19 protein-coding genes and 3 pseudogenes are annotated in these 23970 nt (G+C 69.0%); 9 read left to right on the top strand and 13 right to left on the bottom strand.

Annotated elements, in window-relative coordinates:
- Nucleotides 1-14 precede the first annotated feature (14 nt).
- Complete coding sequence (locus AB0K00_RS40410; protein WP_363532418.1) at nt 15-800, top strand: DeoR/GlpR family DNA-binding transcription regulator; 786 nt, start codon at nt 15-17, stop codon at nt 798-800.
- A 42-nt stretch (nt 801-842) separates the two neighbouring features.
- On the opposite strand, the gene AB0K00_RS40405 is transcribed toward AB0K00_RS40410, so the two are convergent.
- Together AB0K00_RS40405 and AB0K00_RS40400 are read right to left on the bottom strand one after the other, a co-directional pair.
- Entirely contained in the window at nt 843-1073 is a 231-nt protein-coding gene (locus AB0K00_RS40405; protein WP_363532352.1) for a hypothetical protein, read from the bottom strand.
- A 158-nt stretch (nt 1074-1231) separates the two neighbouring features.
- Nucleotides 1232-2014 carry a winged helix-turn-helix transcriptional regulator gene (locus AB0K00_RS40400; RefSeq protein ID WP_363532349.1) on the bottom strand — a complete coding sequence of 261 codons (783 nt, stop codon included), beginning with the start codon at nt 2012-2014 and terminating at the stop codon, nt 1232-1234.
- Nucleotides 2015-2028: 14 nt separating this feature from the next.
- On the opposite strand from AB0K00_RS40400, the gene AB0K00_RS40395 reads away from it, so the two are divergent.
- The 4 genes from AB0K00_RS40395 (at nt 2029) to AB0K00_RS40380 (ending at nt 6589) form a co-directional block, all read left to right on the top strand.
- The gene (locus AB0K00_RS40395; protein ID WP_363532346.1) at nt 2029-2772 is read left to right on the top strand and encodes a hypothetical protein; all 744 of its coding nucleotides are present in this window, start codon (nt 2029-2031) and stop codon (nt 2770-2772) included.
- Nucleotides 2773-2976: 204 nt separating this feature from the next.
- The gene (locus AB0K00_RS40390; RefSeq protein WP_363532343.1) at nt 2977-3207 is read left to right on the top strand and encodes a hypothetical protein; all 231 of its coding nucleotides are present in this window, start codon (nt 2977-2979) and stop codon (nt 3205-3207) included.
- 827 nt (nt 3208-4034) lie between these two features.
- Nucleotides 4035-4841 (top strand): helix-turn-helix domain-containing protein, encoded by an 807-nt coding sequence (locus tag AB0K00_RS40385; protein WP_363532340.1) that lies wholly within the window; start codon nt 4035-4037, stop codon nt 4839-4841.
- A gap of 1034 nt (nt 4842-5875) precedes the next feature.
- Nucleotides 5876-6589, top strand: coding sequence for a hypothetical protein (locus AB0K00_RS40380; protein ID WP_363532337.1), 714 nt, complete (start codon nt 5876-5878; stop codon nt 6587-6589).
- Between the two features lie 286 nt (nt 6590-6875).
- Here the strand turns inward: AB0K00_RS40380 and AB0K00_RS40375 are convergent, their stop codons facing one another.
- Nucleotides 6876-7172 (bottom strand): nitroreductase family deazaflavin-dependent oxidoreductase, encoded by a 297-nt coding sequence (locus AB0K00_RS40375; protein WP_363532335.1) that lies wholly within the window; start codon nt 7170-7172, stop codon nt 6876-6878.
- A gap of 85 nt (nt 7173-7257) precedes the next feature.
- Nucleotides 7258-8040, bottom strand: a complete 783-nt coding sequence (locus AB0K00_RS40370; RefSeq protein ID WP_363532332.1) for a hypothetical protein — start codon at nt 8038-8040, stop codon at nt 7258-7260.
- Nucleotides 8041-8164: 124 nt separating this feature from the next.
- Between AB0K00_RS40370 and AB0K00_RS40365 the strand changes: the two genes are divergently transcribed.
- From AB0K00_RS40365 to AB0K00_RS40355, 3 genes and pseudogenes are all read left to right on the top strand, one after another.
- A complete protein-coding gene (locus AB0K00_RS40365; protein WP_363532415.1) occupies nt 8165-8851 on the top strand; it encodes an ISL3 family transposase in 687 nt (228 codons plus the stop codon).
- A gap of 7 nt (nt 8852-8858) precedes the next feature.
- Nucleotides 8859-9695 (top strand): transposase, encoded by an 837-nt coding sequence (locus AB0K00_RS40360; protein ID WP_363532329.1) that lies wholly within the window; start codon nt 8859-8861, stop codon nt 9693-9695.
- A gap of 35 nt (nt 9696-9730) precedes the next feature.
- Nucleotides 9731-9817, top strand: a pseudogene (locus AB0K00_RS40355) (transposase); the annotation flags it as partial.
- Nucleotides 9818-10071: 254 nt separating this feature from the next.
- Here AB0K00_RS40355 and AB0K00_RS40350 read toward each other — a convergent pair.
- The gene (locus AB0K00_RS40350; protein WP_363532326.1) at nt 10072-10584 is read right to left on the bottom strand and encodes a transposase; all 513 of its coding nucleotides are present in this window, start codon (nt 10582-10584) and stop codon (nt 10072-10074) included.
- Nucleotides 10585-10835: 251 nt separating this feature from the next.
- Here AB0K00_RS40350 and AB0K00_RS40345 point away from each other — a divergent pair.
- Nucleotides 10836-12182, top strand: a pseudogene (locus AB0K00_RS40345) (IS701 family transposase); the annotation flags it as partial.
- A 16-nt stretch (nt 12183-12198) separates the two neighbouring features.
- Here AB0K00_RS40345 and AB0K00_RS40340 read toward each other — a convergent pair.
- The 8 genes and pseudogenes from AB0K00_RS40340 to AB0K00_RS40305 all read right to left on the bottom strand — a co-directional run bounded on the left by AB0K00_RS40340 (nt 12199) and on the right by AB0K00_RS40305 (nt 23955).
- Nucleotides 12199-13197 (bottom strand): STAS domain-containing protein, encoded by a 999-nt coding sequence (locus AB0K00_RS40340; protein WP_363532323.1) that lies wholly within the window; start codon nt 13195-13197, stop codon nt 12199-12201.
- The gene (locus tag AB0K00_RS40335; RefSeq protein WP_363532321.1) at nt 13194-13949 is read right to left on the bottom strand and encodes an ATP-binding protein; all 756 of its coding nucleotides are present in this window, start codon (nt 13947-13949) and stop codon (nt 13194-13196) included. The genes AB0K00_RS40340 and AB0K00_RS40335 overlap by 4 nt, the downstream gene beginning before the upstream one ends.
- 278 nt (nt 13950-14227) lie before the next feature.
- A pseudogene (locus tag AB0K00_RS40330) lies at nt 14228-15387 on the bottom strand (IS256 family transposase).
- 367 nt (nt 15388-15754) lie between these two features.
- Entirely contained in the window at nt 15755-16051 is a 297-nt protein-coding gene (locus tag AB0K00_RS40325; RefSeq protein ID WP_363532319.1) for a hypothetical protein, read from the bottom strand.
- Nucleotides 16052-16322: 271 nt separating this feature from the next.
- Nucleotides 16323-17489, bottom strand: a complete 1167-nt coding sequence (locus AB0K00_RS40320; protein WP_363532316.1) for a hypothetical protein — start codon at nt 17487-17489, stop codon at nt 16323-16325.
- Between the two features lie 64 nt (nt 17490-17553).
- On the bottom strand, nt 17554-19599 hold the full coding sequence (fxlM, locus tag AB0K00_RS40315) for a methyltransferase, FxLD system (RefSeq protein WP_363532313.1): 2046 nt from the start codon (nt 19597-19599) through the stop codon (nt 17554-17556).
- Nucleotides 19600-19624: 25 nt separating this feature from the next.
- Nucleotides 19625-20878 (bottom strand): lanthionine synthetase C family protein, encoded by a 1254-nt coding sequence (locus AB0K00_RS40310; RefSeq protein ID WP_363532310.1) that lies wholly within the window; start codon nt 20876-20878, stop codon nt 19625-19627.
- Nucleotides 20875-23955, bottom strand: coding sequence for a lantibiotic dehydratase (locus tag AB0K00_RS40305; protein ID WP_363532307.1), 3081 nt, complete (start codon nt 23953-23955; stop codon nt 20875-20877). Before AB0K00_RS40305 ends, AB0K00_RS40310 begins: the two co-directional genes overlap by 4 nt.
- Nucleotides 23956-23970 lie beyond the last annotated feature (15 nt).

Here is a 23970-nt window from a genome sequence, read left to right as displayed (position 1 = left end):
GAGCAGGGAAACCAGTGAACCGCTACGAAAGATGGAACAAACTCGTCGAAATGTTGGCCGATGCCGGCCAACTTGAAATCGATGAGACAGCGGCACAACTGGGCGTCTCAACAGCCACCGTGCGGCGCGACTTCGACGAGCTCGCAACTCAGCAACTGCTCACCCGGACGCGCGGCGGCGCTGCCGCACACAGCGTGTCGTACGACCTTCCGCTGCGGTACAAGGTGGCTCGACACGCGCCGGAGAAGCAGCGTATCGCCGCGGCCGCGGCCGCAATGGTGGCACCCGGGTCGACGATCGGGCTGAACGGCGGCACCACGACCACTGAGGTTGCCCGCTCCCTCGCCATGCGAACCGACATCAGCGCCGACCAGCACCGGCCACCGATCACGGTCGTCACGAACGCGCTGAACATCGCCAACGAGTTCGTGGTCCGTCAGCACATCCGGGTCGTCGTCACCGGCGGCGCCGCCCGCCCCCAGTCGTATGAACTGATCGGCCCGATCGCGTCGGGCATGCTCGACACGGTCGCGCTCGACCTCACCATCCTCGGCGTCGATGCGATCGACGACCAGCACGGTGCCAGCACGCACAACGAGGGCGAGGCGGCGGTCAACCACATGCTGGCGGCCCGGGCCGGTCGGGTCGTCGTGGTGGCGGACGGCTCCAAGCTCGGCAAACGGGCCTTCGCCCGGATCTGCACGGCATCCGAGGTGGACACGCTGGTGACCGACAGCTCCGCCCCGGATGACCTTGTCGCCCGGCTCACCGACGTCGGCGTCAAGGTCATCACGGTCTGACCCCCCTCCAACGTGGGGCTGACCGCGTCGCCAGCCCACAACCTACGCACGTGCCCCGCCAGACCCGGCTTTCAACACGGCCAGCTCACCATCACCGCGCAACACAGCTGCGTCGGCTACCAGGCCTTCATCGGGCCGCAGGAGTGAGTACGGCTCGTGAAACGCGGTCTCCTCTCCGCCGACATCGAGCACGTGGAACCGCTCGGCCAGGCGCACGACCTTGGCCAACGGACTCGACTTGCCCATCCCGGGCCCGCCGGCGATGGTCACCACCGCGGCTTGCCCTTCTGGGCCGACTCGAGCGTTCGCCGCACCGCGCTCAGGTCATCGGCGTGCCACCTCATACTCGCTCCCGGCGTGCCGGTCAGCCCGGTGCCGCACCCCTGGCCCGGCGGGCATCGCTCGGTGCCCACCGGGACCGGGCTTGGCGGTTAGGTCGCACGACGTGACCTCGTCGCCGCACACTCCACATGCAACGACCGGTACAGCGGTGTGGTCGCCGTGCTGAGACCGGATCGGCGGGCCACCTCGGGGGTGCGCCACCGGTCGCCCCACGCGGTCAGCGCCACCAGGATCGAGACGAGCTGCTGCCCGGCCTCGGTCAGCACGTACCAGTCGCGCGGCGGACGATCGTGGTGGCGCTCACGCCGTAGCGCCCCGTCGTCGACAAGGCCGTTTGCGCCGCTCGGTGAGCAGGTTACGACGCACCTAGGTCTTCGGCAAGATCGGCGAATTGGTCGATGCCTAGGCAGACATTCCGCAAGATCAGCGTGGTCCACCAGTCGCCTTTTCACGGTCCGGGGCGACCACGCCGGTATGCGCCGTGCGCTGGCCCGGGCGTTGGAAGTGGTGGGGCGGCGGTCCGGGGTATTCCACAGCGGGCCGTCAACCGCCGCCTGCCGCAACTCGAACCGCGCGTCCGGCAGCAAGCGGAACAGCCTCTCCGACCACGCGGCCAACGCCGCCCGAATGCTGCACGTCGCACCCAGACTGGTGTCGCCCTGGAATGTCATACGAACGTCAGAAGCGAGTTGGTCGATGATCGCCTGACGTCGGCGGCCACCGTAGGGCCCGACTCCACGCAGTGCCGGCAGCTGTCGATTCCATGCCCATGTCCCGTCGGAAATGATCAAAGTCGGCTTGCCGCGGTCCAGGTCCCGTTCATCAACGGCGACGCCGCCGGCGGCGTGCCGATCGGCAGTGATGGGCAGCAAGCCGACCAACTCGTGTGCTGCGCGCGAACGCAGCACCGCCGCGGCCAGCGGCCAAAGCGCTCGACTACCGGCAGCACTGCTCCATGACGGCGTGGGTGCGCCTGAGTTCGGGGTCCCGACCGCAGGAACTGTTCGAAATGGCCAGGCGCTTTGCGCGCCGATCACTGTCAGGCTCGCGGGTACCGGGTTCAGAAGCCCGGGCTGGTCGTTCGGACGTCGGGCGGCCGAACTCATCGCAGAGAGGAGACTGCACCCTGAACGAACTCACGTCCACCCGGCGGACGCGGCGGCTGCTCGTCGCGTCGATCGTCGCATCGCTCCTGGCGATCGCACTCACCACCGTGGGCGGCGCTCCGGCACAGGCGAACACCACTGACTACGACGGCATCCCCATCACCTACGCCGACGTCAAGCGGTGGCGGGTCACGCCGATCCACGCCTTCGAGTACCAGCCCTATACCGCCGAGATTCAGATCCCATCGCCGGACTGCTACTACGGATTGCCAGGCATAATCCTGGGCTGTCAAGTCCTCCCGGCGGAGGGGACCGGGGTGACGGTCAGCACCACACCCGTGTGCCCGGGATGTACTGGGAGAAATGGCGTCCCGCAGTACAACAACACCGTACGCGATCAGGTATGGACGCTCATCCCGTCGGGCAAGACGACGGTGAAATATTACGGCAATGGTTCGGACTTCTACAACCCGAACACCTGGGGTGCCAAGCAGGTGGACACGTTCCGGATCGCCCAGGCCTGATTCACCTACATCGATAGAAACGACGTCGAACCCGACACGTCCGTGGCGGCTCTACGGTGCCTCGAAGTACCCGCGAACACCACGCCCGCCGTCGGGATGAACGTTCAGCAGAGCAACTGCGACAACATCTCCGACCCACAGGACAACCAGCTGTGGGTCCGGTGGGACGAGCCCGCCTATCCAGGCTACTCCCACCTTGTGCCCTTGAACGCGCTCAAGGACGGCAAGCAGATTCAGGACGCCGTACGCGTGTCGATGCCCACCGGCGCGAGCGCGCCCACACAGGGAGGTCAGATCACCCTCCAGAAGGCGTTCACCCCGTACACCGTCCAATCGTTCTCCTTCCCCTGGCTGGCCTTCCCCGACCTACCGGATCTCGGCCATGTCTATGACTACATGTATTTCGGGTGCGGACTCTGCGCGAGCGGAGTGTGATCCTCACGCCGACGAGTCGAATGCCGTAGATCGGTGGCGCCCGGAGAACCTTTCCCGGGCGCCACACGCTCGCCCGCCCGATCGTCTCCGACACGGACACCGAGCCGTCGAACGCCAACACCACTTAACTGCGCCGACCCAACCCCGCACGCCCTGGGACCGTCCTTGCCTGCTCGGCGCTGTGTTCCCTCAAGACGTCCCACTGCGCCGGTTGCGGCGAACGCCGGCAGTTGCGGTGACCTGGGTCGACGACGAGCTCAACACGACCGCCTCAAGTGCGCCGAACGTCCACGCCGCCACCCGGCCTATCTGTCGGCGGGTGCGGCCTTGCGGACCGGCATGAGAGTAAGCTCCGGAGGCTCCGTCTACTTGATCGCCCGGATCGATACTCCTCGCGTAGTAGTCGCCTTCACCGGCCTCCTCGGCTGTTTCACGTGGTGGTCCTGCTAGTCGCCCTGGCTGGACAGCGGTCTGACGGTCGCGGTGCAACGATCGACTTGGCGAAGTACAGGCCTACCTCGCGTCCGTTCTTGGGACGCCGGTTAATTATATGGCCTGTCAGACCCCGCTCGCCGCGTTCACCTTTGAGTGGGAAAGCGCATGCGCAGGGCATTCCGCAAAGCGCGTAACCTATGGCTTACATCGATCGTTGTTCTCGATGTCGCCCGTGCCGCATCGGGACGACGAGGTCGTCGTAACGATGAGATCTAGTGTCAGGCAGTGAGATCTAGTGTCAGGCAGAAGGAGACAGGAGTGGGACTGGTGCGGTCACGCCCCGGCTCGCTGGCTGGGCGAGAGATGACATTGATGAAGATTTGGAGCCGCACGTGGCCGATGCGCGGGCGTCGCCGACCTCGGATATTTCGTCGTTGTCCGCCGACGCCATCGGACGCGCGGTTAGGCTGATCGAGGGTCTCGCATCGTCGGGCCAGCCTGTTTCGTTGAGCAGTCTCGCCAGGGACACGTCACTTCCGAAGTCAACTGCCTATCGGTTGTTGCAGACTCTCAGCCGGCACGAAATGGTGGCCCGCAGCCAGAGTCGGTACATACTGGGGCCTCGGATGCACGCATTGGCCGCCATGGTGACGGCCGGCTCCCGTAGCGTGAGTCAGCATCTCATGCCGTACCTGCTGGATCTGCATCGGCATACGGGCGGCATCGTGCGATTGGCCGTTCTTCGGGGCAAGGACGTCGTGTACGTCGAGACGCTGCACGGTCATGCGCACGCGGCCCTCATCCCCGAGGTGCCCGATCGGATGCCAGCTGCCTCGACCGCCTCAGGTCGGCTGCTGCTCGCGTTCACCATGGGGACCGCACCCCGCCAGCGCCGCCTTGGCGCTGATTCCGCCAGCCGCGCCGATGCACCGAACGCGTCGGAGCGGGGCGCCATGCTCCGTGACGGGTTCGCTCACACCGAACGGTCGCCGACACCCGGACTCGACTCGGTCGCGGTGCCGGTGCTAGGTGACGGCTCCGTGCCCGTCGCCGCCTTGGAACTCGCCATGACCACACCTGTCCTTCGTTCCCACTCGGCCATGGCGGCGTTGCGGGAAGCGGCGCTCGCGGGCTCGGACGCGCTGCGTACCCTTCCCATGCGTCCGCCTCACCGGCGACGGCCATCATACGAGCCGTAGCCAGCAGTCAGTGCTTGCCAGCCCAGAACACGACCCGTCGGCCGATCAGGGCGACCGTTCTCCGTTGAGGAGCGCGTCGGGCACCACAAGGATGACGACGATGGCGGCAGTGTTCGCGCTGGTCCGAGCGACCCATCAGTTCCACGCCCAGTCCTTTCTGTCCATTGAGGAACTCGGCCACGATCGCGACTAGGAGTGCACAGACGATGCCGACGGAAAGGCCGGTGAATACCGGCGGCCAGTTTGACGCCGGGTTCGAGCCCGACTTCGGCGCCGCCGCGTATCGTCCCGGCCGCTGCTGTCGGCCGCGGTCCAGCTGGCAACGATTGCGATCACCTATCTGCGACGGGAGCCGGAGCCACCAGCGACTATTCGATCACCGGCTGGCAGCTGCGCTGGGATGTGCCGTGCGCGCTAACGACGCAGGGCCAGTCTCTTGCTCTGTCTGGTCGACGCGGCGCCGACAGAACCGGCCATTCGCTCATTGCCTTGAGCGCGGGCACTGGCGGTTACGCGGGTTGGTCCGGTCGTGACGTTCCAACCCGCGCATCACCACTCCGTGCCAGTTTGGCCATGCTGGCCTACGCGCAGTTTGTCGAGTCGAGCGGCCCTGTGTCCACAATGTACAGTAGGACAGCGCGCAGACCGGGTGGTCGGGATCGCGCACCGGGGCGAGAGTGGCCAGCCAAGCCGCACGTTCCGGCTTGCCGGCCCGTTCCTAGAACCCTTGGTGGCGAACGCACAAACCTCGGCGGGCTCCGCCGTAGCGGCAGCCTGTCACAGCGCAGACCGTGAGCTCCTTGCGTCCGAGCCCTTCAGGCAACGCCGTCGCGGCGAATGCCTCGACGTCCGGGCAGCCGTCGTCCTACCACTTGCAGTAGTGGCCCTTGCACAGCCCACGGGTGCGCGGTTGGCGGACGCAGCCGGGCACCCGGCACGGTGCGCGCGGTCCGGCGAAGTCTCGGGTGATGACCGATTTGTTTGCACGACCTTCGCTTCACCACGTTCACCACTACACCGGGATGCTCGCCGCGATGACGGTGGGGATGCTGGTCCTCGGCCGGTTCTGGACCCCTGCCCGGGTCGACCTGGCCGCCCTCTGGATGGCCACCACGATGTCCATGGGGATGGCGGTCTGGATGTGGCACCGCGGGCACTCCGGCGCCGCGATCAGTGAGATGACCGCGGCCACGTACGCGCCGTTCCTGCTCCTGCTGATCCCCTGGTGGGCCGGCCTGATCCCCGACGCGGCGGTGCTGATCGGCGGCCACCTGCCGATGCTGCCCGCGATGGTCGTGCCGCTGCTGCGCCACCCCAGTCCCCATGAGCCGCGCACCACCGGGTGTCTGAGCCGCTGGCCCACCGTGCTGGCTCTGCTGTGCACAGCGGACCTGCTGATCCATCCCGGTGCGCTGTCCCCCTGGACGATGCTGGTGCTACCACTCGGCTACCTGGTAATCGGCGCGGCCCGCCGGAGACTGCGCCCGCTGCTCCGGCTGGAACTCGCCGGGCTGGCCGCGTACCTCCTGCTGATCCTCGCCGCCGTGGTCGCCGGTCCGCAGCTGAGCAGCATCCTGGTCGGCGCCGGCTGGCTCGGGCATGCAGGCTGGGACCGGTGGCATCACCGCCGGGACGTGGCGGTGAACGAGGGCGACCTGCTCGACGGCGACGGCGGCGACGCCGACGTGATCCTCGCCGGCGACGCCTGCTACGACCCCGAACTCACCGTGCGGGTAGCGGGTCCCTGAAGCGCGCCGCCGCCCGCGGCGCGCGTGTCGTCGTCGGTGACCCCGGCCGCGGACATCTGTCCCACCGGCGGCTGAAGGTACTGACCAGCTACCGGGTACACCGCTTAGGCGCCGCCGAGGATGAGGAGTTCACCGAGGTGTCGGTGCTCGGCCCCGCCGGGTAGCGCTCAGCGCCTACCGCGGCCGAGCACCTCGATGAACCCAGGTGGATCGGGCCCCTTCCGCTGCCGGACAGGTGCTCGGCGGCGGTGAGGTTTGGCCCGGAGGACATCGGCCTGACCGGTCGTCAGCCTGCCACCAGGTCCATCCGGAGGAACTCGGTGATGCGCAGCAGCCTCGGCGGGCGTGCCACCTCATCGGGCAGTGCCTGGAACGCCTCGTCTTTCCCGATGAGGCGTGGGGCGGCGAGTTCCACCTCCCTCCCGCCGACCCGCAGCCGCGCACCGCCAGCTGCCAGGACGTTTTGCACCCAATCCGAGCGCGATCCGTACACCAGGACGAACAGGTAGCCGCCGTCGACATGACGCGCATCGAGCGGCGTGCGGTACGTCGCGCCGGAAATCCGACCGACGTGAATCAGCACCGACTTGAACCGTGTCACTAGGGCATTCCGGCGCTTCCGCTAGCCCGCAACGCCCGTACCAGCTGCGATACCGCCGAACGTGCCGTCAGACCACAGTTACCTGTGGAACGCGGGGGGTGGTGTGGGTGACTTTCAGGTCGGTTTTGAAGAGGCGGACGGCGGTCGGGTTGTCGGTGGTGAGGTTGCCGGTGATGGTGAGTGAGGTGCCGCCGTCGTATGCGGTGGTGTAGTCGTATCCGGTGGTGAGGAGCGGGGTCTTCGGGTGGGCGTCGAATGCTTCGGTCCACCATTGCCAGGTGGGTAGGAGGTCCTGAATTCCGGCGCTGAACCACGGTGTCGTCGAGGCGGATGTCCCGTCGAGGTGGAAGGCGGTGCCGGTGCCGGTGTTGAAGCGGGAGAAGAACGGAACGTCGCCGATCACGGAGCGTTCGGTGATGTAGCTCGCGACGCCGTAGGTGCCGGGGCTGGCCGGGACGGCCGGGTTTCGGGTGCCTCCGGACCAGAACTGCAGTTCCGCCTCGTAGGCCGCTGATTGCAGGTCCGGCAATCCGGGTGTTGCGGGGTTGGGTGCTCCGGGCTGCTGCGACAGCTCTACCGAGCGGCGTGCGGGGTCGAACAGTGCGATGCTGGCCTGCGGCGCGCCGGTCCCGTTCGTGGGGATGACCAGGTCGATGTCGTTGTTCGCGGGCGGGACTGTCGGGGACATGGTGATGCCCAGTCCGGTGCGGGCTTCGAGTTGCAGGCCGAAGTAGCACACGCTGATAGGGTTGAGGTGAAGGTCCGCGGACTCTTGGACCGCGGTCTGCACCTCGCTTTCCCCCGCCAGTAGTTGATGAAAATCGTGTCTGCGCCGGCCTCGGTGATCCATCCCGCGTTTTGGTTCTGTCGCTGATCTTGTGATGTGGACAGATCGCCCATGAAGATCGATGTATTCGCGATCATGCTCGGCGTGTTCTGTCCTGGAAGAGCTGTTGCCGCATCTTGCGGGCTTGGTGATCGAGCGGGTCGAACGCGGGCCCGGGGTGGTGGTGCTGCAGGCGCGGGTGCGGTCGGAGACGGCGGTGTGTGGTGGTTGTGGTGTGGCGTCGGGGCGGGTTCATGGCCGCTATCGGCGTCGGCTTCGAGACGCTGCGGCGGGTGGTGTCGGTGTCGAGGTGCGGTTGTGGGTGCGGCGGTTCCGGTGCCAGAACGTGGCCTGTGCGGCGGTGACGTTCGTCGAGCAGGTGACGGGCCTGACGAGGCCGCATAGGCGCTTTACGCCGCTGTTGCAGGGTTTGTTGACGCAGATCGGGTTGGCGTTGGCTGGTCGGGCCGGGGTGCGGTTGGCGGCCGCGGCCGGGTTGGTCGTCAGCCGGCACACGTTGCTGCGGCTGGTGCGGGCGTTACTCGAGCCGGTGCTCGGCCCGGTCCGCGCGCTTGGCGTGGACGACTTCGCGTTCCGGCGGGGTCGGCATTACGGCACGGTGCTGATCGATATGGACACGCGCCGGCCGTTGGACATGTTCGACGGCCGGGAGGGTGACGATCTCGCGGCCTGGCTGCGGCAGCATCCCGAGATTGAGGTCATCTGTCGAGATCGTGCGAGTGGCTATGGGGAAGGCACCCGCCAGGGCGCGCCGCAGGCGGTGCAGGTCGCTGACCGGTTCCATCTGTGGCCAGAACCTGGGCCAGGCGGTTGAGAAGACGGTGAACGAGTATCGCGCTCATCTGGGAGAACCGGCGCCGCCGGTCGCGGTCGTCGAGGCTCCAGCGACGGTCCAGCCGTTGCCGGAGAAGAAGATGGTGACCCGGTTTCGGGAGCAGTACGTCGCGGCGCATGCCTTGGCCGCGAGAGGGCTTTCGAAGGCCGCGATCGGCCGTGAGCTCGGGCTGCATCCGGCCACGGTCCGCAAGCTTGTCCTGGCCCGTTCGGTGGAGGATCTGATCGCGAAGTCCGAGCAGCGGGAGCATCTCGTCGATGACTACACCGAGCATCTGCACCGCCGTTGGCACGAGGGCGAACGCAACGCCACGGCACTGTTTCGGGAGATCAAGGAGCTTGGCTATCCGGGTGGTGAACTGGCGGTCCAGCGGTATCTGCGAAGGTTCCGCCACGGCCGCGGCCACGCTCCGCAGCCGGGCCCGAAACCGCCGTCGGTCCGGAAGGTCACATCCTGGATCATGACCCACCCCGACCATCTGAAAGAGGAGGAGAGGATTGCCCTGCAACGAATCCGCGGCCGCGACGTCGCGTTGCGCCGGCTCGTCGACCACGTTCGGGCGTTTGCCGTTATGATGACCGGCCGGCACGGTGACCGTCTCGAAGACTGGATTGTCGCGGTCGAACGCGACAATCTGGCACCGCTGACGTCGTTCGCCCGCAACCTTCGCCGCGACTTCGACGCCGTCCATAATGGACTATCGCTGGCCTACAGCTCCGGGGCGGTTGAGGGCACAATCAACCGGCTCAAGATGGTGAAGCGGCAGATGTTCGGCCGAGCACGACTGGACCTGCTCCGCAAACGCGTCCTGCTAGGTCGATGACGACGCAAGGGTGTCACAAGATCAGCGACAGAACCAAGATCAGGGACGGTCAGGTCGCGAACCGGCCGATCTACGTCGCCATGGCGGTCACCGTGGACGGGCACCGCGACATTCTCGGGATTGCCGGGGCGGTGCCGGGTGCGTGGTGGCGTTTCCGGTGCAGTGCTTACTCATGTAGTCGCGTTCGTGACGCTGGCTGTTGTGCGCACTCGCGTGAGCGGAAGAGGCCGGACGTCTTGCTGGCTACGCAGTCCAGGCTCGGCTGCTGATGCTTGACGACGTCGTTCCGGCCCCCTGCCACCTTCGGCCTCGCGGTCGTGCCGCAAGGAGACTGCATCCGATCGACCCCGGGGTTTATGGTGGCTGCTGAGACCGGTTACGTCGCAGCGGTCGCCGGGTCGGCGGCCATGACGGACCGGTCTCGCCGCTGACGGCCGGAGGTGCTGGCTGCCCACTTGGCCGGGTCGCAACGCTGCTGCGATCGGATCACCGCGAACGCGAGCCGGTGGGCGCGGTGCGCGACGGCGATGGCGGCCACCATCGGCTTCTTCCCCGCGTCGAGCATTCTGCGCTTGTAGGCGGCGAAATCGTTGTGGTGCAAGGCGATCCCGGTGCCCAGGGCGATCATCGCCTGCCGTAACTCGACCGAGCCGATCTTGCTGATCTTCACCTTGGCGGTGCGCCGTCCGGCCGACTCGTAGCTGGTGGGGGCCAGGCCGGAGTAGCGGTAGCGGTAGTGGGTTGACTTCGTTGGATGGTTGTACGGTCGGGCTGACGCAGGTGGTGGTGTTGGTCGGACTGTGTGAGGTGTTGGTGTCCGTTGACAGCGCAGTTGAACTTCGTGCCACTGAAGATGGTCCGCAGCCGTTTCATGCCATCGAAGTTGCACTACCGCTGGTCAGGGGTCCATCGTCAGGGCCGTCGGCCACGACACGTCGCGTAGGCGGCACTAGTCGGCGCTTTCTACGTTGCCATCCAATCTCGTCCGCGCTGGTCAGAGCCTTGAGGATGGATCAGGTCTGGTGTCAACGGACAGTTGGTGGCTCGGTTGGTGTGTCCACCGGCGGCGGGCCCGTTGGAGGCGTATGCGGCGTTGTTTGATGGGTTGTTCTCGCGGTTGGCGCAGCGGCGGGGGTTTCGGAGTATCTGAGTGGCCTGTTGGCGCCACGCGATCGGAACAAGACGTTGACCGGCCTGGCCGGCACCGAGCCGGTTGTGGGTGCGCAACACGCGGCGGCGCAACGGTTGCAGTACTTCCTGTCGGAGTCCACCTGGGACGCCGGTGCGGTCAACGGCCGGCGGCTGGAACTGCTGCAGGATGATTCTGCTACCGCCTGGCACGCCGGTGGTGTGTTGGTCATCGACGATTCCGGTGACCGTAAGGCCGGCCGGCGCACGGCCCATGTCGGGCGTCAATGGCTGGGCCGCTACGGCAAGACCGACAACGGTGTGGTCGCCGTGACCACGTTGTGGGCCGACGAGCAGGTCTACTATCCGTTGCACGCTCAGGCGTACACCCCGGCGTGGCACTTCTCGAAGGGGCGCACCGATCCGGGTTTCCGAACCAAGCCGCGCATCGCCGGGCAGCTGGTGGCCGAGGCGGACACGGCCCGTGTGGCCTGCCGGGCGGTGGTAGCCGACTGCGGTTACGGCGATCACGACGAGCTGCGCGGCGAACTGCAGCAGGCCGGCTGGGGATTCGTGCTGGCACTCAAACCGGCACGGGGCGCGTGGCAGTACGGCGCCGAGGCATACACCCCGAAAGACGCCGCTCGGGCTGTGCCGTGGAACGGGCCTGACGATCCCGGCAGGTGGAGCCGGGTGCAGCGCCGGTTCCGTGACGGGCACACCGAAACGTGGTGGGCGACCGACGCATCGTTGGGCTGGTGGGGACCGGACGGGCAGACCCGCCTCGTCGTGGCCACCACCGACCCGGCCACGTTGCCGGACAAGGCAACCTGGTACCTGGCGACCATCCTGCCCCGCCCCCGCGGCCCCCATGACACCCCCGACAGCCGGCACGAAGCCGCCGATCTGGCCGAGGTACTGCGCCTATACGGGATGCGGAACTGGATCGAGCAGAGCTACAAGCAGGTCAAGGACGAGCTCGGCTGGGCCGACTTCCAGGTCCGCTCCGCCGTCGCGATCGAGCGCCACCAGAACCTGGTCCACTGCGCGTTCTCGTTCTGCTGGAAGGCCTGGTTCGACCATCACTCCCATCAACTATCCACACTGGACACTCCCAGCGAACCGAACGCGGACCCGTCACCCGACGGGCCCGTAGAGAGGGGCCCTGCACCGCCCCGGCCGGTGACACACCCATGCTGGCCCAAGACCCTCCGCGCGGTCCGCGCCTGGCTGACCCCGTGGCTGCGGCTGCAACGCTGGTGGAAAGCCTGGTCCGACAAGCCCCCACCCACTGAACTCCAACAACTCCTCGATGCCTTGGCCCGCGGCCACGGCATCGACCTCTACCTACCCCCATGAAGTCAACAAACTACCGCTAGACGTGGCGCATGAGGGCGACGGTGGCGGCTTGGGCGACGAGATCGGGTTTCCCTCGAGTGGGTGTTGGCCCGCGGTAGTGTAGCGACAGGACGCCACGAACTGCGTTGTGGGCGGTCAGCAGGGGGTACGAGCGGACGGCGCGGGTACCTGCAGCGCGAAGGATATCGAGGGTGGGCTGACCGACGAAGATGGGGCTGCGAGTAACGTCGTCGATGAGCACGGGTTGCCGGGTCGCGAGTGCAGCTGCACAGGCTGTGGGCTGGGTCTGGTCGACGGTGGCGAAGGCCGTCAAGAATTCCTCGGTGAAGCCGTGATGCGCCTCGATCCGCAAGGCAGCAGCGGTGACGTCGTAAAGTTGCAGGTCGCAGGCGTCGGCGCCGCCCGCGATAATGCCGGCGTCGACGATCGCCGCCATGACTGTCGCCTGGTCGGATGAAGCCAAGAAGTTCTCGTCTAGCAGTACGAGGGGGTTGCGGTAGTGGTGGCCGTGCAGAGCTTGTAGGAGGGCCCGGCGGGTCCGCTGCGTCTGCGAGACGGCCGGGCGTTGGTGCCGCCGGGCAGGGACCGGCGACCGGACCGCCCATGGACCTGCGGGTGTAGTGCGGTTGGAATGTTGTGCCGTCGGGTCCGTCGGGGATGCCGGTGACGGATCGCGTTGCAGCAGGAGGGTGGCTCCGGTCAGGTCGAGGACCGATTTGATGTGGGGCGGAGGATTGTCGACGCGCAGAACTGCCGAGCGGGCTTGGGCCAGCCGAAATGCGCACAGCAGATGGCGCACGCCAGCGGCGTTACAGAAGTCGACGTCGGTCATGTCGATCACGATGTCAGCCACGCCGATGGCGAGCAGGTGGTCGACGAGTAGATACATGTCGGGCTCGGCGATCACGTCCAGGTCGCCGGTGAGCGCGATCGTGCACTGCCGGTCGGCGCCGGTGAGGCGTACGCCGGGATATATGCGGGCAAGCGCGGCGAGTTCAGCCGGCGAATGGGTCATGGTCGAACCACCGGAGTCTTCAGGGTGGCCCAGACGACCTTGCCTACCCGGCATGGGGTCGCGCCCCACGCGATGGCATGCGCGGCGACCAGGCGCAGGCCACGCCCGCGGTCGGCCAGTGGGCCGCCAGGATCGTAGGAACCCGGATTCATCAGCGTCGGCAGCATGCTGCTCTGGTCACGTACGGCCAGGTGGAGTATCGCCCCGCGTAGCGAGAGCGTGACGGTGAACGGAGTGGCAGCATGCTCGATCGCATTGAGCGCCAGTTCCGAGACCACCAGCCGGACCGTGTGCAGCAGGTGTTCTAACCGCCAGTCGCTACAGACCTGGCCAATCCAATCGCGGGCGAGCGCCGCCGAGACGTAGTCCGGGGGAAGGTCGATATGGTGCATGACCGGCACCAGCCCGGCGCTGCGTAATGCCATCCTGGCCTGGCGGACCGAGTCGAACGTAGGGATCCTCGAACCGGCCCGGACAGCATCCAATCGACGGCTGAGCCTCGCGGCCCCGGCACACACCATGAGCCGTACGGACGGCGTGACCGCGGCCGCCGACCGCTGTGCGTCCAGCAGTGTCGGAATAGACTCGCCGTGAGGGTCGATTAGGCCAGACAGATCCAGCAGCGCCGCCCGCGGAGCCTCGGCCAGCGCTTTGTCGACTCCTCTGGACAATTCCAGCTGCAATCGGCGGCTCCACCGGCCACGCACTCGGATCTCGATCGTGGCGTCGTCAACGTCGCTCAGATAATCCACGTACAGACCGTTCACAGCAACCCCTGCGGCGAAGGATAGAGGTGTTCACACTAACGATTGCTGCCCGGACCGTTGGCGCCCGCTAGCGTGAATACACTCAATCGTGTTGCTCATCCGTAGCGTCAATGAGGCGCCGCCTGCAGGTCGAGGAAGTCCTTCAACCATGACCTGGCCGACGAACCGGTTCGTCGTCTGCCGCAACCCGGCCGAGGCCGAACGCCAGCGCCGCCACCCCGACCCGCGGGTCCGTACCAAGATCGGTGTTTCCGGCTCTTTGGTTAGTAGGTTTCGGCGACCGGCCAGCGGTCACCGAACGTGATGGCGAAGGCGTTCAATACAGGCTTCCAGCGCATCGTCCATCGGGCGCGACCGACCCCGGTCGGGTCGAGGCTGCGAGTCACAAGATACAGGCATTTCAGGGCAGCCTGCTCGCTCGGGAAGTGTCCGCGAGCGCGGACAGCGCGGCGGTAGCGGGCGTTCAACGATTCGATCGCGTTCGTGGAACAGATGACCCGGCGGATCTCGACGTCATAGTCGAGGAACGGAATAAACTCGGTCCACGCGTTTCGCCACAACCGGATCATCGCCCGATATTTACTACCCCACTTCTCCTCAAGGTCGTCCAGTGCGGCCAGACCGCCTCGACGGTGTCCGGCAAGCCTTTCAGGCCGTCGCAGACGACGAAGAACACATCACGCACGCCCCGGTTCTTCAGGTCGACCAGGACGCTCATCCAGAACTTGGCGCCCTCGCCGCCGGTCCCGGCCCACAGGCCCAGCACGTCCTTGCGGCCGTCCACGGTGACGCCGATGGCCGCGTAGACGGGCCGGTTGGCGACCTGCCCCTCACGGACCTTGACGACGATAGCGTCGATGAACACCGCCACGTACACGGCGTCGAGTGGCCGGGTCGACCATTCGGTCATCTCCGCGACGACCTTGTCGGTATTCCGGGAAACCGTCTCCTTCGACACCGACGCCCCGTAGATCTCCGCGAAATGCGCGGAGATCTCCCCGGTCGTCATCCCTTTCGCATACAAGGACAACACGATCTCGTCGACCTCGGTCAACCGGCGCTGCCGTTTCTTCACAATCTGCGGCTCGAACGTACCCTCCCGATCTCGCGGCACATCGATCCGCACCTCGCCGGCGGCGTCCGAGATCACCGTCTTACCCCGGCTGCCGTTCCGCACGTTCGTCGACTCGCGTCCCGGATCGGCCTGATGCTTCTCGTGACCGAGATGCTCGGTCATCTCCTCGTTCAACGCCGTCTCGAGCACGTTCTTGGTGAACAGCTTCAACAAACCGTTCGGGCCGGTCAGCTCCAGCCCGCGAGCCTTCGCCTCGGCCACCATCGCCGCCGCGGCGGCCTGCTCCGGCGACAGCTGCCGCCCGTCACCGTCGGTCTTCTTCCGTGGACTCACGATCTCCGATGTCATCACTCACAGTGCCCATCCCGCCAGCCCTTCGGCCCGGCGTGTCGGGCCGGAAACACCGCTTCTGACACAGACCCCGACCCGCAGGTCGCGGGCGCTGGCCGAGCTGGTCGACGGCGCATGCATGCGGTAGGGCAGGTCGGCGGGGGATGTATCCGTCGTGTTCGCGCCAGCCGCGGAGCACGGCTTTGACCGGGCGGGGATGAGGCGTACGCCGCCTGTATTGGCACCTGCGGCACGAACACGTGCCGTGGCACTGTCTCCAGCGCCGCCACCACTGCGGGATCGGTCAGCCATCCCGCATCGACCAACGTCCGGACCAGCTCATGCCGGAGCCGGCCCGGCTCGTCGATCACCTCGATACCTGCGGTCATCGATTCGCCGCCGCGACCAGGCCGGCGGGCTCCGCCGCCGTGCACATGTCGACCAGCAGGTTCGTATCATCCTCGTCCGGCGCGCCCAGCCCGGCATGGCGCAGCGCGTCGGTGAACGCGGCGGCCGGGACACCGTGCTGCAGAACGACGGTGATCGCGGTCGCGAGCGCATCCGCGGACCCGGCCACGAACGAGCCATGTACGCCGGCTCGCAGCTCGATCCGGCGTGGTGCACCATCCGGGCCGTGCCCGACCGTCAACACGCCAGGCTGCCCGGCCACCGTGACGTTCACGGTATGTCCGACGGTCCTGCGACCCCGCGGATCCGGCACGCCCATCTTCGCCATTGCCCCACTCCGTTCCATCAAGGCCAGCCGTGCTCACGGGCTGGCGACGTTGCGTAGGTTAAGCCGCGGTGGGCGGTGACGGCGGCAGCCACACCGCCCATTTATCGAACGTGTGTATGACACGTCGAAGGGGGCCGGTGACACGCCGAGCGGCGGTGTGGAGGCCGGCACCCGTGTCGCAGCCCGAGGGTGTGTCGCGCAGTCTGCTGGAGGGTTCTCACGCGTCGGCGGCCTCGGGCGGCCGCTGGTTCATTTCTGCCGGTGGCGTCGCAGACCGGACGGTGGCGCTGATGAGGCGTTCAGCGGTGTCGGTCGCTTGCAGGAGACGGTTCAGGAGCGTCGGTGGGATGTCGCCTGCGCCCAGTCCGGCCTGCTGCACCGTCTCGGTCATGTCCTGCATCGTGCGGTCTGCGACGGGCAGCAGATGGGCGGCGGCCAGCACGTCCCGGGCGATGTAGGCGTCGGTGGTGCCGGTGGCGGTGCCCTCGACCCGGCCGAGGAGCTCGGCGGCGGCGGGGTGGCCGGCGGCGAGGGTGGCGGCTGTCAGCCCGAGCCGGACGTGGAAGACCGGGTCGGTCGTGTCGGGCTCGACCGTGTGGTAGGCGTCGACCATTGCCCCGATGTCCGCGTCGGTGCACTGCTGGAGACGGATGCGGCAGATGGTGGTGAGGCAGGCGGCGATGGCGCGTTCCCACGGTGCGGCCGTGTCGGTGGCGGCCAGCATGGCGAGCGCTGTCTGCGGGTGGGTGGCGATGATCGTGACCTGCCGGCCGTCGAGGAGTCGGGTGCCGACGCCGTGGTGCTGCTCGGCGTGCTGGCTGGCTTCCTCCCATCGGCCGGCGCGGGCCAGGGCGCGGGTGCCGTCGGCGAGCAGGACCGCCCAGAGCCATTGGACGAGTTCGGGGTGCTCGGCGTCGAGGACGAGGTGACGGGCGTCGAAGGTGATGCCGTCGATCCTCGCCGTGGACCTGCGCTGGACGGTGTCGAACAACGCGTGGAGGACCTGGTATGCGGCGGTGCCGTCGCCGGCGCGTGTGTGGAGCCGGCCGAGGTTGATCAACGGTTGGAGGGTGAGTTTGGCGTGGGCGACGCCGACCGGTGTGGTGGCCCGGATGGCGGTGTGTTGCCGCTGGCAGAGTTCGCGGGCGAGGGCGGCCAGGCCGCAGTCGCTGGCGATCAGCGCGCTGAAGTTGTGCGCTTCGGCGGCGCGGGCAAGTGTGTCTGCGGTTGGCTGCTGCGCCTGCTGGACGAGGTCTTCGACGTGCGCGATGCGGGAGTGGAGGGGGCGGCAGGAGGGCCGGGTACGTGGCAGCAGCGGGAAGTGCAGGGCGAGCAGTTCGTCGAGGGCGCTGCGCTGGACGAACGGTGCGGTGGTGGCCGTCATCTGCGGTTTCCCCTGTCTGATAGCCGGTGAGGAGGGGTTGGTCGCCGGATGTGCTGGCGGGAGGTCACCAGGTGATGCTGAGCTGCGTGTGGGTCCGGGTCACCGTGGCCGGGCCTCGGTGCGGTGCGGTTGCCGGGTCGATGCGTCGGCCGCTGACGGTTGGCTGGTCCGGCCGACGTTCGCTCCACTGGTGCAGCAGGTCGGTGAGGGTGCTGGTGAGCTTGTCGGCGTCGGGGCCGTGGGCGGTGACGGCGAGTTCGTCGAGGGTGTCGGTGAGCGGGTGCGCGGCGAGGTAGGCGATGGTCCCGCCGTGGTAGATGCCGGCGCCGGCCCAGCGGCGGGCCGGGTCGGCGAGGCCGAGCCGGCGTGCGGCGGTGGTGACGGAGAGCCGCCCGAACGGCAGTTCGGTGTGGGTGAGCAGCCACAGGTCGAGGTGCTGGGCGGGCTCGTTGTCGTGGACCTGGATGCCGGTGTGGTGGTGCTGGGCGGGGTGCTCGAGGGCGCGGGCGAGGGCCGTGGTGTCGGGGTGGTCGGCGGTGTCGTAGCGCAGGATGACGCCGTCGGCGAGTTGGACGTACCGGTCCTCGGCGGTGGTGGCGCCGCGCATCGGGACGAACCCGCAGACCTCCGCCTCGGTGCTGACCAAGTGGCCATCGCCGTCGAGGGCGAAGCCGAGGGAGCGGGTCAGGCCACTGCCGTGCAAGCGGATCGGGGCGACGAGGCGTCCGCCGGCGGCGAGCTGCGCCCACCAGTCTTCGGCGATGTCGGATGCTTCGGCGGTGACGATGATCCGGTCGAACGGGGCCCCGGCAGGGTGGCCGAGGGTGCCGTCGCCGCAGATGACGGTGACGTGTGGGTAGCCGGCCCGGTCGAGGCTGGCGCGGGCGCCGGCGGCGAGGTCGTCGTCGAGCTCGATCGTGACGACGGTCCCGGCCGGGCCGGTGAGTTCGGCGAGGAGGGCGGCGTTGATGCCGGTGGCGGCGCCGATCTCCAGGATGCGGTGCCCGGGCCGGATCTGGAGTTGTTCGAGCATCGCGGCGACGAGGTTCGGCTTGGACGCCGAGGAGATCGAGGCGCCCGTCTCGTCGCGTTTGGTGACGACGGGCTGGGTGCCGTATGCGGTCTCCAGCGGTTCACCGGGCAGGAACAGGTGCCGCGGCACGGTCCGGAACACGGCTTCGACTTCGGGACTGCGGAAGGTGCCCCGATCGCGGATGTGGTCGGCGAGCGCGTCGCGCAGCTGCTGGTCGCTGCGGGTGGTGTCGGTGGTCACCGGGGCGACTGTAGTGGCGGGCACGGGTGGCGTGGCGGTGTCGGTGGCGGGTTCATGCTGGAAGACGACGCGGCTTGCCGCAGTGGCGAGGGTGTGCTGGTCGGTGGCGGCGACGCCGTGGCGGTTGAGCAGGAACAGCACGTGCCGGGTAAGGACGGCGCGTAGGCCGTAGGTGAGGTCGCCGCGGCCGGCGAGCGCCGCCAGTTCGCCGCCGGCGTGCTGGAACGCGGCTGCCCAGCTGGGGGCAGTGTGGAGTGGGCTGGCGTCGGTGTCTGCGGTGGCCAGGAGCAGCCGTCGTACCGCGGTCAGGTGTGCGGGTGCGATGTCGTCAGGGCCTGCTGCGGCGCGGTGTGCGGCGACCCGGGTCCAGACGTCGCCCTGCTCGTACCAGTCCTGCCCGGCGCCGGTCAGGAGCCGGGTGGCGAGGAGGAGGCCGAGCTCGCGCCGGTGGTCGCGGTCGGCGCCGGCGAGGTGCTGCAGCAGGTGCCGGCTGTCGGCGTGGAACAGCCGGTGGGCGGTGTCCATGGCGGCGTCGCCGCCGAGCCCGGGAGTTTCCGGCTCGTAGATGGTCTCGGCCCAGTCGCGAAGCCCGACGACGCTGGTGAGCCGGTCGATGAGCGCCGCGACCCGGTCGGTGTCAGGCGACGGCCGCAGCCGGAGCCGCCAGGTGGGGCCTTTGCGGACGAACCACCAGCCGGTCAGTGTGCTGTCGTCGTCGGCGCCGATGAGCATCGGTCCGAACTGCTCGGCGGCGGCGCGTTCGGCCGCCTGCCAGGTGTCGAAGGTGAGGTTGAGCTGGCGCCAGCCAGCCGGGTCGAGGTCAGGCAGTTCGGGCACGGTGCGGATTCCTTCGAGGTGTGGGTCAGGTGAGCAGCAGGCAGGTCGGCCAGCTGGCGGCACTGTCGGTGGTGAGCGTGTGCAAGGTGAGCGCGACACCCGCGTCGCCGTCGATCAACCCGGCCCGCAGGGATGCCGGGAGCCGGTCGGCGAGCATGGTCAGGTGGCTGATCAGGCGCGGCAGGTGACTGGCGATGCGGTCGGTGGCGGCGTCGTGGGCGGCGTACCAGGCGGTGGCGGTGAGGCCGGCCCAGCCGTGGCACAGGCGGGCGTCCACGATCCTCGCGAGCTGGTCCGGGTCTTCCAGGCACTGGGCGAGCGCCAGTTCCGCCGCCCGCTGGCGGCTGGTATCGCCGACGGCGATCGCGGCGAGTTGCTGGGCGCGGGCGATGCCGGGGATGCCGTAACACCAGGACGGCCGGGCCGGTCCACGCCCTATCGGGGTGCCGTGCCGCAGGTCAGCGGCGCTGAGACGTTCGGGCCACCATGCTCCGGCCGGGCCGGATTGGCGCCAGTCGTCCAGCCAGCGGCAGATCCGGTCGATAGCTTCGGCGTGGCCGGGGACGGTGATGCCGTGACGCATCGCCAGCGCGAGCAGTGCGAGGGGCCCGCTGATGCCGTGGGCGATGCCGAGGTCGGCGTGCCCGCCCGGGTAGCGGGCCGAGGTTTCGCCGGACGGGACCGCGCCGCTCCACCAGCCCGGAACCGCGGACCTGTGCGCCTCCCCGTCCGATGCCGGGGCGGTGAGGTGGACCAGGTAGGTGAGGACGGCGCGGGTGAGGTCGCTGCCGGGGTCGCGGTGCAGCAGGTAGGCGCCGAGCCCGGTCAACCCGCGGACGAGGTCGAACTCGGCCAGGACCGGGTGGACGCCGGCGGCGATGCGGACCTCGGCGGCGTGCAGCCGGGTGCGGGTCAGGCGGGTGACGGCGGCGTCGAGCTGCCGCATGGCCTGCGGGCATTGGTCTGGGGCGGCGGTGCTGATGGCGAACGCGATCGCCGGCGCGCCGAACCACAGCCCGGCGCTGGAGGCGGCGCTGACGTCTTCGCGGGTCGCTTCGGTGAGCCACGCCTGGACCCGGCCGGGGCTGCCGTAGCCGGCCTGGGCGCGGATGCCGTGCAGGATGGCCGTGCCCGCAGCACCGCGGTACAGCGACTGCCCGTGCCACCGACGACCGCCGTCCGTGTCCGGGGCCGCAGGGTTGGAGAGGGCGTCGGTGAGGCTGGCGCATGCCGCCGCTGCGGCGGTCCGGGTCGCGTCGTCCATGACCGAAACGCTCATGACGGGTCCTTGATGCTGGTGGCGCGGGCCGTGGCGGTGAGGGCGACGCCGCGGGCCAGGCGATGGGTCTGGGCCTCCAGGCCCGGGGCGATGCCGTGAACACGGACGTGGTGCAGGTGCAGCAGCGCCGTGAGCACCGACGCAGCGGACAGGTGCGTCGAGCCGTCGAGACGGGCGATGTAGTCGGCGGCGGCCTGACGTCGCGACTGCCAGGCCGCCACGACCTGCGCCCCGCCATGCAGCGCGGCGATCGCCGAGCTGCCCGTCTCGGGATCGGTGAGATGACGGGTGTGCCGCAGGGCGGTCCGGTCCTGCGGTCCGGTCGTGATCGCGAGGTCCGGATGCTTGAGCAGCCATTGCAGCCCGGCAGAACGGTTGCCGGTGACGGCGGCGGCCAGGTCGACGAGACTGGCGGCGGTCAACGCCTGCCGGTGCGCCGGTCGGAGGTCGGCGGCGGCGTTGAGTTGGGCGATCGCAACGGCGGAATCCGCGGCGAACAGCGCCTCGGCCGCAGTCGTCGCCGGGCCGTGGCCGTACCGGCCGGTCTCCGGCCGGTAGGTGGTGAAGGTGACGTCGCCGATCAGACCGCTGCGGTGCAGGTCCGCCGCCCACGCGCCGACGCGATCGGCTGCTGTTCCGTAGTCGTCGACGTGCAGCCGCAGCCGTAGGTGAGGCGTCGGGTCGTGGTACCGGATGAACCACCACGCTGGCGGCGTCGGCCAGGCCGCGAGGAGCCGGGGCAGGTGGTCGGTGAGGATCGCGTCGACCAGGTCCGGCGGGCCGTACAGGTTAGCGGTGAGTACCGGTCCGCCCGGCAGCACGGCTTCAGCTGGGTGATGCGGGCGAAGCGGGCCGCGACCGCGGAGTACCGCAGGTGGCGCTGCCGCCGGGGTGTGCGCAGCGAGGGGCAGCAGGACCTCGTGGGCGTGGCCGCCGAGCCAGCCGTGCTCGGTCGGGGTCGCCGCCTCGGCCAGGACGACCGAGCCGGTGGCGTGCTCGAGGTGCTCGCGCAGCAGCGCCCGGTCCATCGGATCGTCCAGGTGCAGCCGCAGCCGCTGGTCGCCGGTCCCGACCGTCACCCAGGCCGGCAGCCGCAGCCGGCCGCGGAGCACCGCGAGGGCGGCGTCCCAGGCCGCGCTGGTCGCGGCCGGCCCGGGCAGGTGGGCGGGGGTGATCCGCCACCGGGCCGGGGACAGGATGGTCCGGCCGTAGCGCAACCGCGGCCGGAACGGCAGGCAGTCGGCCGCTCCCCAGTACATCAGGGACACGGGTGTGGAGGCGGCTGCGGACAGTTCGGCCAGCAGCCGGGCCAGCGGTGGCATGGCGTGCCGGGCGGCGGCGTCGGCCAGGACCGGCTCGACTACCCGCCGGCGGGACAGCGACAGCAGGTAGAACCGGTCGAGGTCGGCGGTGACGGCAAGGTCATGCACATCGAGGAGGCCGGAGCCGGGGTGGTGCTCGCCCACCGGCAGCAGGTCGGGCAGCAGACGCGGCGCCCGCAGGACGTTCCCGGTGCGAGCATCCGAGGCCGGGAACGACAGCTGCACCGGTATCGCGTCGCGGACCGCGACCGGCAACTGTCCCGCGTGCGCCGCAGCCGCGCGGGGGTCGTCGTGGACGAGGTCGAGGAACCGGCCGCTGGTGGCCAGGCCGGTCCGGCCGATGCCGGTGACCGCAATCGTGAACGCGCTCGCGCCGATGGACGCCATGGACGTGGCCCGCACGTCGAAGCACAGATCCAGGTGCGGCACCGGCCGCGGCTGCACCGGCCCGCCGGTGAGGGCGTCGAGGGTCGCGTCGTCGAGGACGACTTCGGTGACACCGTCGAGCGCCGCCTGCTGCGCCAGCCGCAGCAGACCCTCGTCCCGAGCGGACAGCGTGACGGAGACTGCCGGGTCCGCCGGGCGGGCGTAGTGGTCGGGAAACCCGAGCCCGATGGCAGGATCGATCAGGTCCAGGAGCGGCACGACCGCACCCACGCTGTAGCGGTCGAGGAACCGCTGCCGATAGACGCGCCAGTCGGGGTGACCGTGCGGGTTCGGGGCCAGGCGCAGCAGCGCCCCGGCCGCCGCTGCGGCCTCGTCCGCGACCGTCCGGGGCAGCGTCACCGCGGACCCGAGCCGCACATCGACCATCAACGGCTGCGCAACGTCGGCGACGCGCCGCATCCGTTCTCCAGCCTCGGACCGGGCGGTGCCGTCCATCCAGTCTGGCTGCTCGGCCGCGCGGAGCCGGGCATGTGCCTGGCGCAGCCGGTGCACGAGCGGTGCGACCTCGGCGACCGTCGTCGCATCGACCTTGTCGAGCTCGTTCAGGACGTGCGCCAAGCTGTCGCTGGTGCTCGACGGTGGTCGCAGGCTTGTGACCATGACACCGACAGACACCAGCTGGATCAGCATCGCTGTCGCCGCCGGGGCGTCGTCCGGGAACAACTCGCCGAGCAGGTCGCCGGCAGCGACCGGTGTACGAGCGGCTCGCAGCACGGCCTGGACCGGCTCGCTGTGGACCACCGACATCACCGGTCGCGGCCAGCCAGGGCGCTGCCGCGCCGACGGCGCCGGCACGATGACCCGACCGCCGCGGACGACCGCCAAGGCGTTGGCGACGACCGACAGCCGCACCACCAGCTGCGGGTACGACTCCAGCTCGGTCAGGACCAGGGCCAGCCAGGCGGCGTCGGCCCGCACCCGCAGCCGATGCCGGCTGCTCCACACCACCATGCCCGTATCCGCGAGCGGCAGCCGGGCGACACCCGCGAACAGCCCGAACGGCGTGGCCCGGCCACGCATCCGTACCAGATAGCGGGCCAGCGACACCGCAACGCGCCGCAGCTTTACCGCATCCCGGCCACCCCCGTCGACCACGGCGCGCACCTGGTCGGCCAGGACTGGACTGGCCAAGGTGACCGCCTCGGCGATCTGTGGGTCCTTCCACACCTGGCGCAGCCACGCACACCACGGCTCACGTGCCCCCTCACCCGGCCACGGACACCCGGCACCGGCATCCGGGGCGTGGACGCTGGCGCGGAGCAGCGCCGCGTCCACCGGCCGGTACGGCGATCGGTGGTGCTGGCGCATCCGAGTACCCCCTTG

The sequence above is a fragment of the Dactylosporangium sp. NPDC049525 genome (genome assembly GCF_040676755.1).
Classification (GTDB): domain Bacteria; phylum Actinomycetota; class Actinomycetes; order Mycobacteriales; family Micromonosporaceae; genus Dactylosporangium.
This window is presented reverse-complemented; position numbering and strand designations above follow the sequence as displayed.